The sequence below is a fragment of the Nocardiopsis sp. EMB25 genome (genome assembly GCF_026797795.1).
GTDB classification, from domain to species: domain Bacteria; phylum Actinomycetota; class Actinomycetes; order Streptosporangiales; family Streptosporangiaceae; genus Nocardiopsis; species Nocardiopsis lucentensis.
Window position 1 is genome coordinate 4308126 of the sequence record NZ_JAMTDN010000001.1, and the last position, 13197, is coordinate 4321322.

Consider the following 13197-nt stretch of genomic DNA (forward strand, 5'->3'; position numbering starts at 1 on the left):
TTTCCACCTAACCCTGATAGTCGCGCACCGAAAACCGGACCAAGGTCAAGGAATTCTCCATGGACGGAATGCCCGTGATGTGATTCCGGTCATTCTTCCGTCTCATTCGGGGCGTGCGTGATCACCGCCGCGCAGCTGGTCGACAGCGTGCAACAGAACCGGTTCCAGCACGTCCATGCCGTCCTTCACCCCGCCCCGTGACCCGGGCAGGTTGACCACGAGCATGCGGTGGCCGTCACGTTCGGCCACCCCGGCCAGCCCGCGCGACAGGAGCGCGGTGGGCACGCCCTTGGCCCGCCCCTGCGCGCGTAGGGCCTCCGAGATCCCGGGAATCTCGAAGGCGAGCATCGGGCGTGTCGCCTCAGGCGTCCGGTCCTGCGGGGTGAGTCCGGTGCCGCCGGTCGTGAGGACGGCGTCCGCGCGTTCCGCCAGCGCCCGGTCGATGGCCTCCGCCACGGGAGCCCCGTCCGGGACCACCCAGGGTCCGACCACCCCGCACCCCAGGGCACGCAGCCGCTCGGCGATCACCGGTCCGGACCGGTCCGGGTACACCCCGGCCGCCGCCCGGTTGGAGGCCGTGACGACGACGACCCGCGGGCCACCGTCGGCGCGCTCACTCACCGCGCCTCCAGTGCCCCTTCTTCCCACCGGTCTTCTCCTCGACCCGCACCCGGGTCACCTCGGCCTCGGGGTCGAGTGCCTTGACCATGTCGACCAGCCCGAGCGCGGCGGTCATGACGCAGGTGAGCGCCTCCATCTCCACGCCGGTGCGGTCCGCGGTGCGCACCGTGGCGGTGATGTCCACACCGTCGTCGGCCACGGTCAGGTCGACGTCGGCGCCGTGCACGGCGATGGGGTGGCACAGCGGGACGAGGTCGGGGGTGCGCTTGGCCCCCTGGATCCCGGCGATCCGGGCGACCGCCAACGCGTCCCCCTTGGGCACCTCGCCCCCGCGCAGCGCGGCGACGGTCTCCGGGCTGAGCAGGACCCGCCCGCTCGCGGTGGCGGTACGCGTACTCACCCGCTTCTCGGAGACGTCGACCATGCGCGCCGCGCCGGACGCGTCCAGGTGGGTGAAGCCGGAGGGGTGGTCGGCCCGCTCCGTTCGTGGGGTGTCGCTCATCGGTCGCCTCGTCAGCACTCGAACGTCGAGCGCGGCCCGGCCAGGCCGCGGGGACACGCGTCGGCGCGTCCACCATGACCGTACGGCACGGCGGCGGCCCCCGGTGACGCCGCCCGATCGGGACCGGGCGACGGGCTCCGGGCCGGGGCGCGTCACCCCTCAGGAAGGCGCATGACCTCCACGACCGCTCCGGCGGGCAGCTCGGTGACGTCCTCGGGCACCACCACGAGCGAATCAGCGTCGGCCAGAGCCGACAGCTGATGGGAGCCCTGCCGCACGGCGGGCGCCACCGTCGGCCGCGCGTCCGGCCCGTGCGAGGACTCGGCCAGTACGCCGCGCAGGAAGGAACGGCGTCCGGGCGGGGAGGTCACGGGAGAGGTCAGGATCGCGCGCGTGGTCGGCAGCGGGTCCGGGTCCAGCCCGCGCAGCTTGCGCAGGACGGGCCGGACGAAGACCTGGAAGGAGACGAAGGCGCTCACGGGGTTGCCTGGCAGGGCCAGGATCGGTGTCCTGTCCGGGCCGACCGTCCCGAACCCCTGGGGCTTACCCGGCTGCATCGCGACCTGGGTGAACTCGACGGTGCCCTGGCGGGTGAGCGCCTCCTTGACCACGTCGTAGGCGCCCATGCTCACGCCGCCGCTGGTGACGAGGACGTCAGCGCGGGTCAGCAGGCCCTCCAGGGTGTCGAGCACCGTCGCCACGTCGTCGCCGACGAAGCCGTGCCGGTGCACGTCGCATCCGGCGTCGTGGGCGGCCGCCGCGAGCATGTAGCTGTTCGACTCCCAGATCTGGCCGGGGCCCAACGGGCGGCCGGGCTCGACCAGCTCCTCCCCGGTGGACAGCACGACCACGCGGGGCCGGGGGAACACCGGGACGGTACGGCGGCCGACCGCCGCCAGGACGCCCGTCTCCCCGGCGCCGATCCGGACACCCGCGCGGACCACCTCGGCGCCCTCCCGGACGTCGTCCCCCGCGCGCCGGATGGCATTGCCCGCCCGGACCGGACGGTCGACGCGCACGGTGGTCGTGCCGCCGTCGGTCCACTCGACCGGTACGACCGCGTCCGCGCCCGACGGCAGGGGCGCCCCGGTCATGATGCGGGCGCACATGCCTGGGCGGATCGCGACCGGACCGCCGTCACCCGCGGCGATGTCGGCGATCACCGGAAGGCTCACCGGGGCGTCCGCGGTGGCGGAGGCCAGGTCGGCGGCGTGCACCGCGTATCCGTCCATCGACGAGTTGTCGAACCCCGGCAGCGACACCGGTGACGTGACGGCCTCGGCCAGAACGGTCCCGTGCGCCCGGAGCAGGTCGAGCTCGGTCGGTTCGGGTGGCGCGATCAGTCCGAGGACGTCGTTGACGTGCTGTTCGACGGTCTTCAAGGGGGCCCCTCCGGCTCGTGGTCCATGTGGGCGACCCAGCCGTCTCGGAAGGAAGCCCACGTCCCATTGTCACCACGATGGATCCGGGTGCCAGCCAGCAAGGCGCCGGAGTCGCCGGGCAGGGTGGCGAAGGGCGCCCCGCCCTACCGCGAAGCGGTCCCAGGGGCGGTGGCGGGTGACGGGCGGGCGGGCTCCTGCCTCTCGACGAACTCCCGTAGCCAGGGCAGCAGCTCGGCGGCCAGGTCCGGGCGGCGGCAGGCGAAGTCGACCACCGTGCGGATGTAGTCGGCCTTGTTGCCGGTGTCGTAGCGGCGGCCACGGAACAGGACGCCGCGCACGGTCCCGCCGTCCTCGGGCTTGCGACGGGCGAGTTCACGCAGGGCGTCGGTCAACTGGATCTCACCGCCGCGTCCCGGCGGGGTCTCGTGCAGGATCGGGAAGACCGCCGGGTCGCAGACGTAGCGGCCGATGATCGCCCATCGGCTCGGCGCCTGCTCCGGGGCTGGTTTCTCGACGAGGTCGGTGACGGTGACGACGTCCTCCTCGTCGGTGGGCTCGATGCCCGCGCAGCCGTAGAGGGAGACCTGCTCGGGCTCGACCTCCATGAGCGCGACGACGCTGCCACCGTGCCGCTCACGCACCTCGATCATGCGACTGAGCAGACCCGAGTTGTCGATCAGATCGTCGCCGAGCAGCACGGCGAACGGGTTGTCGCCGACGTGCGCCTCCGCGCACAGCACCGCGTGGCCCAGGCCGCGGGGCTCCCCCTGGCGGACGTAGTGCACCTGGGCCAGGTCGCTGGACTCGCGCACCGACCGGAGTCGTTCCTCGTCGCCCTTGGCCGCCAGCGCCTTCTCCAGCTCGTGGGCCCGGTCGAAGTGGTCCTCGATCGAGCGCTTGTTGCGCCCGGTGATCATCAGGACGTCGCGGAGCTGGGCGGCGACCGCCTCCTCCAGGACGTACTGGATCGCGGGCTTGTCCACGATCGGCAGCATCTCCTTGGGAGTGGCCTTGGTCGCGGGCAGGAAACGGGTGCCCAGGCCCGCCGCGGGCACGACCGCCTTCGTGACGGAGGCGGCGGCGGATCGGGGCCGTGTCTGGTCGGTGTCGGCACTCATGATCGGCACTCTAGGACAGACCCACGGCCACCTGTGGCCTCCTCGCGCATTCGCCGTGCGAGAAGTCCCGACGGTTTCGGACCAATGACCAGAAACCGCCACCCGGTGTTCATCGTGGGCGGCAGCACGCCGCGGGCCCGGGGAACGGGCGGTGCCAGACTGGGGGCATGAACGGCGAGGACGAACAGAGGGACCGGCCGGACAAGCGGACGCTGCGGCGGCGGATCCTGGCCGGTCGGCGGGAGCGCGGGGGGGAGGAGCGCGACCGGGTGGGTTCGGCGGTCCGCGACACCCTCATGGAGCTCCCGTGGCTGACCATGGGCGGGACCGTCGCCTGCTACTACTCGGTCGGCGGCGAACCCGACACCCGCAAGCTCGTGACTGCGCTGTGGAAACGCGGCGCCTACGTGCTGCTGCCGGTCTTCCTGCCCGGGGGCGAGTTGGACTGGGCGGCCTTCGACGGGCCCGGGAGCCTGGCCCCGGCCGGGCACGGGTTGGTCGAACCCACCGGCCGCCGCTACGGCCCCGGGGCCCTGGCCGGGGCGGACGCGGTGATCTGCCCGGCGCTGGCCGTGGATCGCGAGGGGATGCGGCTGGGGCGCGGAGCGGGCTGCTACGACCGGGCGCTCGCGCACAAGGGGCCGCACACGCCCTCGATCGCGGTGGTGCACGACGAGGAATTCGTGGCGTCGGTCCCCCGCGAACCGCACGACCGGCCGGTGGACGCCGTGGTCACGCCGGGTGGAGGACTGCGCGCCTTCGACCCCGGCGCCCCGGTCTGGCCTGACGCCCGGGGGCGGGCGAAGCGGACGACCAGGGATTAACCCACCCCGCCGGAGCGTTGTGGCTGACGGTCGCGCCCGGTGACGCCGCCGTCCCGGCTCCACACTCCCCGACACGTGTTCGGCACGAGGTGCTGTCGCGGCCCAGGTCGGCGACCGACTACTATTTAGCAGTCAACGGGCGAGAGTGCCAGTTTAGGAGGACACGAACAGTGCCTACGTACCAGTACGCATGCACCGAGTGCGGCGCCCAGATGGAGGTCGTGCAGAGCTTCAGTGACGACTCCCTGACCGTGTGCCCCGAGTGCGAGGGGCGCCTGCGCAAGGTGTACTCCGCCGTGGGCATCGTGTTCAAGGGCTCGGGTTTCTACCGCACCGACAGCGGCACGTCCTCCAACAGCTCCGCCATCACCAGCTCGACGTCCGGCGAGGGCAAGGACAGCGGTTCGGACACCTCCTCGTCCGCGTCCTCCGAGGCCAAGAGCTCGACGAGCTCCTCCGGCGACTCCGGTTCGTCCGGCAAGAGCAGCTCGGACAGCGCGTCCAGCGCCCCCGCCGCGGCCAGCTGAGCCGCCGCGGCCGTTGACGGTCGACGCGCCGCCGACCTCCGGCGGCGCACCGTCCGTCCCGGTGGAAATCCGGCCTGTGGACAACCGCCACGGTGCGCCTCTGCGTCCTAACGTGGAGTCATGGCCACCGCTCCCTCCCGGACCCACCGCCACCGCCACACCCTCATCCGCCTGATCGACCGGCACCGACGCGTCATCGCGACACTGTTCGCCGCCGTCGCCCTGCTCAGCGCGGCCCTCGTGCTCCGGCCACCGCCGGGAGCCACCACCGAGGTGCTCGTCGCCTCCCGCGACCTCGACCCCTCCCGGCCCCTCGGCGAGCACGACCTCACCCGTCGCGCCCTGCCCGCTCCCCTGGTCCCGAGCGGGGCCCTCACCTCCGGAACCACCACCGCCGGGCTCCTCCTCAACGCCCCCGTACGCCAGGGCGAGGTCATCACCGACGCCCGGCTCTCCGATCCCCCGGCGCGCGCCTACGGGCCCGACCTGGTCGCGGTCCCGGTCCGGGTCGCCGACGCCGGGGCGGTGGACCTCCTGTCCCCGGGCAGCCGGGTGGACGTCCTCGCCGCCACCGGGTACGGCGATCCGCACCGCCCGCGCGCGAGACCGGCGAGGGAGGTGGCCGGGGATCGGCCCGTACTCGCGGTACCGGACGAGGACCGCCGGGGCGGGGAGAGCGGAGCGCTGCTGGTCATCGCCGCCACTCCGGGCGAAGCCAGAGCACTGGCCGGGCACGCGGCCACTTCACGACTGTCGATCACCATTCGCGGTTGACCGATCACCAATAGTGGTGAATGCTGACCAAGCGCCATATCGGGCGCTAGGGCGTGTGTGGTGGACGCTGCCCGTCGCCAAGGAAGTCACCGCGCCTCAGGCATCGGTTGAGGGTGGTGGAGGGCGGCGGGTGGGCGCGTCCGGTACGGCTCTCGCACGACCGAGAAGGGGGTTCCCCGCTGTGCGCGGTTTCGCGGGCACAGCGGGCCCGCCCGGGGGTGGCCGCCGACTGACGAGAACGCCGCGGGAGTTGTGCCGGGGCGTCGCTCAGCAGGGCGTGTATCCGCCACACACGTCCTGTACCTGACCATCACGAGTGACGTAGGGCAGTTCCATGGAAGGCTTCAAGAAGTTCCTGCTTCAGGGGAACCTGGTGCAGCTGGCGGTCGCGGTTGTGATCGGCGCGGTCTTCGCCAACCTCATCACCGCGTTCACCGAAGGGTTCATCACCCCGCTGATCGGGATCTTCGGCGGGATCCCCACGTTCGGCGACCTCTACTTCGAGATCAACGGCAGCCGGTTCATGTACGGCGCGTTCGTCGACGCCCTGATCTCGTTCCTCATCACGGCCGCCATCCTGTACTTCTTCGTGGTGATGCCGGTCGGCAAGCTCCTGGAGCGGTTCGAGAAGGCGGAGGAGGCCACCACCCGGGCATGCCCCCGCTGCCTCGGCGACGTCCCCAAGAAGGCCAGCCGCTGCGGCCAGTGCACCAGTGAGCTCACCCCGGAGACCGTCTGACCGCATCACCGTAGGGGGCGGCTCGCCGCCCCCTACCGGCTCGCCCGGTCGAGCGAGTGGGTCCGAGGCGGACGGAACCCTGCACGGCCAGGCCGTGCGGGCCGCGTCGGGGGACGGGACCGAACCGGTCGGGACCGGCGGCGGGCCGGTCAGCCCCCGTACTCCCAGTGCCAGGGTTCGAAGGGGCTCGACTTGGCCCACGCGGGGTGCGTCCAACCGAAGTCGGGGCCGTTGGCGTTCATCCAGTTCCACCGTTCGGAACGGTAGTTCTGGATGCCGCAACCGAGGTCGAGCGCCTGCCCCAACCCGTGGTTACTGGTACCCGGGACGGCGGCGTAGCCCGGCGGCACCTCGCGGTACACGCGGTACTGGTTCGGCAGGTCGCGGTAGGCGCTGGTCAGACACATGTTCTCGCCGTACGTCTCCACGTACCGCATGTTGAGCTCGAAGAAGTCCGCCGCGGCGTCGGCGCGCAGGAACTTGTCGTCGTAGAGCGCGCACAGGGCGGCCTGGGGCAGCTGCCCGTTGGGGTAGCCATCGGCCTTGGAGGCCGCGGACGCATCGCACTCGGCCTGGTTCATGTAGGTGCCGGGGTCGAGACCGAGCCTCTCCAGCTCCGCCATGAGCTCGTCGGTGCTCTCCTCGGCCTGGTCGCGCAGCGCGTCGACCTCCGCCGCCAGCTCCACCTGCTCCAACTGCGTGGTGGTCTGGAGTTCCTGCGCCTGGCTCGCCAGCTGGACCTGCTCCTCACGCAGGTCGGTGGCGTCCTGGATGAGCGCCTGGTTGTCCTCGGCGATCTTGGCCGCGTAGGACTGCGTCTGGAGGTCCTCCTCCAGCGACCCCGAGGCCAGGGTCGCGAGGACCCCTCCACCGGGCTGCTGGTACAGGGTGCTGGCCAGCCGGGCGAGCGGTTCGCGCATCTCCCGGAGTTCGATCTCGGTCTGCTGGAGATCGTGGAGGACCTCGACCAACTCCTCCTGGGCGTCCTCCACCGCCTCCTGGCGCTCGACGTACTCGTCGGTGGCCGCCTCCAAGGCCTCCGCCGCCGCCTCGTTCTGCTCACGCAGCTGTTCCAGGTCGTTGTCCTGCGCGGCCACGGGCGCCAGCCCACCGGTAACCCCGGACACCGCCAGGAACGCCATCACCACCAGCAGCGTGAGAGACCTCAGGGGCCAGCTCAGACCACGGTGCGACTCCGCGAGGCCGGTCGGCATCCCGTTCTCCGGTGCGCGGGAGCCCCGCCGCGCCGAATCAGAAGTGAACGGCACGAATGATCCTCCGCCTGCATGTCGTCGAACACCTAACGTGGCCGCATCGCAACGTACTACATGTCCACATGCGGACACGCGAGACCGAAACACCGAGCGGTGCCGATCAGGGCCGGTATCCCGGACTCCCCCTGGTCGTCCACTCTGACGTTCGGCGTCACCCCTGGTCAGAACGGTGCATGATGACGCCTCTTCCGAACCGCCGAAGCGGAAAGGGGGCATGTGAGCTCAAAACGCGACACGCGTCGTGAACAACATCACACCGCCACCAGGACAACCAATCGTAGAGCAGCGTACTGTGCCCTGCGCCAAGAGTCCCCGAGTGAGGGCCCCGAAAGACCGACCGACACCCCACACACTCCCATCCTGGGTTAGGCTTGGCCCAGCGGCGGGGGAAGCGATACCTCCGGGCCGCGCCCATGGCTCCATAGCTCAGGGGATAGAGCACCGCTCTCCTAAAGCGGGTGTCGCAGGTTCGAATCCTGCTGGGGCCGCCATTTCGACCTGCGGATATTCCGCGGAGTCGACGGAAGAGGAGCCCCTCCGGTCGCGTCTGGCGGGGGCCTCACCCGCCTTCGGCGCGTCCGCCCCGCGAAGGACTTCGCCCGCCGCCACCGTGTCGCCATGACACCGTGCCCCTCCTCCCTGATCATGGCCACCAGGACGTTCACGGCGCCGGTCCGCCAACCGGCCGACGAACCTGTGGGGGGCACTCGAACCATGCCGAACGCGGACCGGTCACACGACGACGGACGGACCAGGACCCGACAGCGCGGCGGATCGGAGTCCGCGATCGCCCGAGCCCTCCACCGTGACCCGCACCCCGGCCCACAGCACTGGGGCGGCCCCCGTCCCCGCCGCGCCGAACGCGACCCCTTCTTCAACCTGCCCCGCCCTGACACGCCCCGCCCGACCACCTGACCATCCCGGCAGGACCCCGGCCGCGCCGACACGGCCGGCGGGGCTCACAGGAACGGACGCCACGGGGCCAGGACCAGCTCGCCGAACTTCGCGGCGACCGGGCGGCCCCGCCATTCCTCCACCGTCAGCTCCCGCGCGTTGGTGAGGTCGTTGGCGAAGACCTCCTCCAGGTGCTTGGCCACGCCCTCGTCGAAGATCTCGACGTTGACCTCGTAGTTGCCGGTCATGCTCAGACGGTCCACGTTGGCCGTGCCGATCGTGCTCCACCGGCCGTCCACGGTCGCCGTCTTGGCGTGCACCATGGCGTGCTGGTACAGCCACAGCCGCACCCCACCGCGCAGCAGCGCCGTGTACTGTCCACGGGCCATCCAGTCGGCCATCACGTGGTTGGAGTCCTCCGGCACGAGCACGTTGACGTCCACACCCCGCGCCGCCGCGTCCACCAGGGCCCTGAGGAGCTCACGGTCGGGGATGAAGTAGGCCTGGGTGAACAGCACCCGGTCCTTGGACCGGTCGATGGCCTCCAGGAGCATCCCCCGGATCGGGTAGATGAGCTGCTCCGGCACGTTCCGGTGGACCCGCAGGCGTGCCTCCCACCCGGTGTCGCCGATGTGCTCCAGCCTCGGGTGTCGCTCGCCCCGGTTCATGTTCCAGAAGTCGACGAAGGCGTTCTCCAGCTCCCACGTCGCGGGTCCGGACACCCTCAGGTGCGTGTCCCGCCACTCCGTCGCGTACAGCGAGCCCACGTTGTACCCGCCGACGAAGCCGGTCTCCCCGTCCACGGTGAGGATCTTGCGGTGGTCGCGGCCGGACTTGCGCACGTTCAGCAGCAGGACCTCCGGGCGGAACGCCGGGTAGCGCAGCACCCGCACCGCCGGCGGGAAGTCGAAGAAGGCGCGCGGCACGACGAGGTTGGCGAACCCGTCGTAGATGACGAACACCTCGACGCCCCGGTCGGCCGCCTCGATGAGCGCCCGTTTGAACTCCCGCCCCACCTGGTCGTCCTTGAAGATGAACGACTCGAACAGGATCCGCCGGCGCGCGCCCCGGATGGCGGCGAGCATGTCCTCGTAGACGTCCTCGCCGTAGGTGTACACCGTCGCGGTGGTGTCCCCGACCGGCAGTTCCACGGGCGCGGTCCTCGGAAAGCGCGCCCGGTGCTGGCGCACGCGCCTGCGCCACTGGTTGACTCCGATGACCGTCGCGGCCACCGCTACCTGGGTCGCCAGCATCCCCCCGAGGCCCCACTTGAGCGCGGAAACGAGCGTCGAGCGTCGCACTGTCGCCTCCCGAACGAGTCACGCGCCGACCCGGAGGCGTCATCCCCCGAGATCGCCGCCTCCGACGCAAGGTGGACGTCAACCGTATCCCGGTCCACGTCACGACAGTTCGTACCCCGGGCCGTGTCTTCCGTCAGCCGCGTTCCCGGAGGCGGCACACCAACAGCTCCGTGGTTGGGCTCTCACGCCGCCGACGGACCATCCGGCGTTCCAGCGGGTACAGGGCGGCGCCCGCCAGCCAGCCCGTGGGCGCGGTGACGGTCGCCGCGCGCAGGGTGCCGCCCCACAGCTTGCGCCACGGCAGTGCGGCGTCCACCTGGGCGTTCATGAACATGAGCATGGGCACACGGCGGACCACGTCGAACCCGGCCTTGTCGGCGGTTCCGGCGATCCATTCCAGCGTCCGGTTGACCTGGTGCTCCCCGCGCTGTTCGGGGCGCTGCAGGCAGTTCTCGGAGATCACCAGGCACCCACCCGGGCGCAGGACCCGGGCGAACTCCATCATGGCGCTCGCGTAGCGGTCGTCGTCGGTGATGTGGAAGAGGACGTCCATGCAGGAGACGGCGTCGAAGGCGTCCGCGTCGAAGGCGTCCAGGTCGGACACGTCCTGGCGGACGAACCGGTGGTCGGGGAAGCGGCCGCGCAGGCGCGCCACGGCGGCGTCGGTCATGTCGCACCCGGTGACGTCACCCGCACCGAGACGCTCCCAGAGACGCACGTAGAAGCCGGTGCCGCTGCCCGCGTCGAGAACGCTGCGGCCGTGCGGGGCGAGGCGGCCGACCTCGCGGAGGAAGACCTCCTCCCGCACCCGGTACATCCACCGGTTGAAGGGGCGCCCGAGCGCCCGGTACCCGACCCCGCTCTCGGTCCAGTCGCCCTCGAGTCGGCGTTCCCAGAAGTCTCGGAGTTCGCTGTGCCTAGCCATGCACACACTGTCACACCGAGTGGCGTGTCCTGTCCCGACGCAGCGCCGACCAGGTCGGAACCACCCGCCGGTGGACGGTGTGTCACCGCCGCCTGCTATCCATGGGCGACACACCTCCACGGAAGGCGCACACCCATGCCCAACGGCCACCACGTCACCGAGTTCGCGGGCCTGCCCGCCGTCGAGTTCACCCACTGGGACACCATCCACGACGAGTTCACGACCGCCATGCGGTGGGCCCGCAACAGGAACGAGCCGCACCCCACCCTGCCGAGGTCCTACCGTCCGCTCTTCGAGGCGATCGCCGCCCCGGACTCGGTGGCGTGGCGCCTGCGGATGGAGGTCGATCTCTGCATCGGAGAGAGTATCCGGGAGGATCTGGACACCTACCTGGGCCGGTTCACCGACCTGGTGCCGCCGGAGTCCGTCCGGGCGCTGATCGTCGGCAACATCGCCGACGAGGACTTCCAGTTCCTGTCGGAGGAGGTCCGCGACCGGCTCGTCGCCCTCGCCCCGAAGCTGACCCGCCTGCGCTCCCTGTTCTTCGGGGAGGTCCTCCAGGAGGAACAGGAGATCTCCTGGATCGAGCACTGCGACCTCGCCCCGCTCCTCGCGGCCTTCCCGGACCTCACCGAGTTCACCGTGCGCGGAGGCACCGAGTCACTCGGGCTGCGCGTCGACGGGCACCCGTCCCTGCGAAGGCTCACCGTGCAGAGCGGCGGACTCCGACCCGAGGTCGTCCGGGACGTGGCCGCCTCCTCCCTCCCCAAGCTGGAGCACCTCGAACTGTGGCTGGGGCACAAGAACTACGGGGGTGACGCCACGGCCGACGATCTGGCACCGGTCCTGTCCGCGGAGGCCTTCCCCGAACTCCGCCACCTGGGCCTGCGCAACTCCGACGCGACCGGGCGATGGGTGCGCGCCCTGGCCGACGCGCCCGTCACCCGCACGCTCGACACCCTCGACCTCTCCCTGGGCACCCTGCGCGACGAGGACGTCGACGCACTCCTGAACGCCCCCGTGTTCCACAACCTGAAGCGACTCGACCTGCACCACCACTTCCTGTCGGAGGAGAACGCCGAACGCCTACGCGCCGCGTTCACCGAGGCGGGTGTCGAGATCGACCTGTCCGACCCGCAGGAACCGGACACCTACGGCGACGAGGTCTACTACTTCACGGCGGTCGCCGAGTGAGCCTCCACGACCGCCCGCTGGTCGTGGTCGGGGTCCCCGGCAACCGCCGCCTCGACCTGTTCCGGGCCGCCGCCCGCGCCGCCGGCCTTTCCGAGCCCGTGGTCGTCCCCTGGCGCGACCTCGCCTCGGGGCCGGTCGCCCTGCCCGAGAACGCCCTGGTCCGGGTGGACTCCCCCGGCGGCGACGTCGAGACCGAGCGGCTCCTGCGCGGCTGGACCCGCGACCCCGACCCCTACCGCGCCGAGGGCACCGCCGAACACCACGCCGGATTCCGCGCCGCGCTCGCCCGCCTCGCCCGGGCCGTGGCCGACACCCCGGGCGCCCGCCTGGTGCAGGAGCCCGAGGACCTCGTCGTCATGTGCGACAAGCGGCGCTGTCACACTCGCCTCGACCGGACCGGGGTTCCGGTGGCCCCGGCGCTCCCGGGAACGGTCACCGGCTACGCGTCACTGCGGGCGGCCATGGCCGAGGCGGGCTGGCACCGCGTGTTCGTCAAGCCCCGGCACGGTTCGTCCGCCTCCGGCGTGATCGCCCTGGCCACCGCGCCCGGCGGCCGGATCCGCGCGGTGACCTCGGCCCACCTGGAGCGGGGCGAGGACGGTTCGGTCGCGCTGTTCAACAGCCTCAGGATGCGCACCTACACCGCCGAGGCGGACGTGGCCGCGGTCGTGGACGCCCTCGCGCCCGACGGTCTGCACGTGGAGCGCTGGGTGCCCAAAGCCGGTTTCGCGGGACGGGTCATCGACCTGCGCGTGGTGGTGGTCGCGGGACGGGCCACCCACGTCGTGGTGCGCTCGTCCACCTCGCCGATGACCAACCTCCACCTCGGCAACGCCCGGGCGGACCTGGACGCCCTCCGGGCGGAGGTCGGCGCGGGCGCGTGGGGCGCGGCCATGGCCACCGCCGAACGAGCCGCCGCGGCGTTCCCGCGTACCCTGCACACCGGGGTGGACCTGCTCGTCTCCCCGGGGTGGCGCGCGTTCACGGTCTGCGAGGTCAACGCCTTCGGCGACCTCATCCCCGGGGTCCTGCACGAGGGCCGCGACACCTACGGCGAGCAGCTGCGCGCCCTGGCCACCGGCCGGTTCCCCGTCCCTGCTCCCGCGTCCGCCGCCCACTGAG

At 71.6% G+C, this 13197-nt stretch carries 14 protein-coding genes and 1 tRNA gene; 8 read left to right on the forward strand and 7 right to left on the reverse strand.

Features of this window, described 5'->3' with window-relative positions:
* Positions 1–102: 102 nt before the first annotated feature.
* The 4 genes from KIK06_RS18680 to galU all read right to left on the reverse strand — a co-directional run bounded on the left by KIK06_RS18680 (position 103) and on the right by galU (position 3623).
* Entirely contained in the window at positions 103–621 is a 519-nt protein-coding gene (locus KIK06_RS18680) for a MogA/MoaB family molybdenum cofactor biosynthesis protein (protein WP_017597166.1), read from the reverse strand.
* On the reverse strand, positions 614–1123 hold the full coding sequence (gene moaC, locus KIK06_RS18685) for a cyclic pyranopterin monophosphate synthase MoaC (protein WP_268644449.1): 510 nt from the start codon (positions 1121–1123) through the stop codon (positions 614–616). Before moaC ends, KIK06_RS18680 begins: the two co-directional genes overlap by 8 nt.
* 152 nt (positions 1124–1275) lie before the next feature.
* Complete coding sequence (gene glp, locus KIK06_RS18690) at positions 1276–2505, reverse strand: molybdotransferase-like divisome protein Glp (RefSeq protein ID WP_268644451.1); 1230 nt, start codon at positions 2503–2505, stop codon at positions 1276–1278.
* A gap of 143 nt (positions 2506–2648) precedes the next feature.
* Complete coding sequence (galU, locus tag KIK06_RS18695) at positions 2649–3623, reverse strand: UTP--glucose-1-phosphate uridylyltransferase GalU (protein ID WP_051059101.1); 975 nt, start codon at positions 3621–3623, stop codon at positions 2649–2651.
* A 167-nt stretch (positions 3624–3790) separates the two neighbouring features.
* On the opposite strand from galU, the gene KIK06_RS18700 reads away from it, so the two are divergent.
* From KIK06_RS18700 to KIK06_RS18715, 4 genes are all read left to right on the forward strand, one after another.
* Complete coding sequence (locus KIK06_RS18700; RefSeq protein ID WP_268644455.1) at positions 3791–4447, forward strand: 5-formyltetrahydrofolate cyclo-ligase; 657 nt, start codon at positions 3791–3793, stop codon at positions 4445–4447.
* Positions 4448–4617: 170 nt separating this feature from the next.
* Positions 4618–4974, forward strand: a complete 357-nt coding sequence (locus tag KIK06_RS18705) for an FmdB family zinc ribbon protein (protein WP_026127333.1) — start codon at positions 4618–4620, stop codon at positions 4972–4974.
* A 120-nt stretch (positions 4975–5094) separates the two neighbouring features.
* On the forward strand, positions 5095–5748 hold the full coding sequence (gene cpaB / locus KIK06_RS18710) for a Flp pilus assembly protein CpaB (RefSeq protein ID WP_268644456.1): 654 nt from the start codon (positions 5095–5097) through the stop codon (positions 5746–5748).
* Positions 5749–6082: 334 nt separating this feature from the next.
* The gene (locus tag KIK06_RS18715) at positions 6083–6487 is read left to right on the forward strand and encodes an MscL family protein (protein WP_017597172.1); all 405 of its coding nucleotides are present in this window, start codon (positions 6083–6085) and stop codon (positions 6485–6487) included.
* 149 nt (positions 6488–6636) lie between these two features.
* On the opposite strand, the gene KIK06_RS18720 is transcribed toward KIK06_RS18715, so the two are convergent.
* Positions 6637–7755 carry a D-alanyl-D-alanine carboxypeptidase family protein gene (locus KIK06_RS18720; RefSeq protein ID WP_026127334.1) on the reverse strand — a complete coding sequence of 373 codons (1119 nt, stop codon included), beginning with the start codon at positions 7753–7755 and terminating at the stop codon, positions 6637–6639.
* A 421-nt stretch (positions 7756–8176) separates the two neighbouring features.
* On the opposite strand from KIK06_RS18720, the gene KIK06_RS18725 reads away from it, so the two are divergent.
* Positions 8177–8252, forward strand: a tRNA-Arg gene (locus KIK06_RS18725).
* Positions 8253–8475: 223 nt separating this feature from the next.
* Positions 8476–8676, forward strand: a complete 201-nt coding sequence (locus KIK06_RS18730; protein ID WP_026127335.1) for a hypothetical protein — start codon at positions 8476–8478, stop codon at positions 8674–8676.
* 44 nt (positions 8677–8720) lie between these two features.
* Here the strand turns inward: KIK06_RS18730 and KIK06_RS18735 are convergent, their stop codons facing one another.
* A complete protein-coding gene (locus KIK06_RS18735) occupies positions 8721–9956 on the reverse strand; it encodes a phospholipase D-like domain-containing protein (RefSeq protein ID WP_268644459.1) in 1236 nt (411 codons plus the stop codon).
* Positions 9957–10089: 133 nt separating this feature from the next.
* A complete protein-coding gene (locus tag KIK06_RS18740) occupies positions 10090–10881 on the reverse strand; it encodes a class I SAM-dependent methyltransferase (RefSeq protein WP_268644461.1) in 792 nt (263 codons plus the stop codon).
* Between the two features lie 135 nt (positions 10882–11016).
* Between KIK06_RS18740 and KIK06_RS18745 the strand changes: the two genes are divergently transcribed.
* Both KIK06_RS18745 and KIK06_RS18750 read left to right on the forward strand, forming a co-directional pair.
* Positions 11017–12075, forward strand: a complete 1059-nt coding sequence (locus KIK06_RS18745) for an STM4015 family protein (RefSeq protein ID WP_268644463.1) — start codon at positions 11017–11019, stop codon at positions 12073–12075.
* Positions 12072–13196, forward strand: a complete 1125-nt coding sequence (locus tag KIK06_RS18750) for an STM4014 family protein (protein WP_268644465.1) — start codon at positions 12072–12074, stop codon at positions 13194–13196. The genes KIK06_RS18745 and KIK06_RS18750 overlap by 4 nt, the downstream gene beginning before the upstream one ends.
* The last annotated feature ends 1 nt before the right edge of the window (position 13197 follow it).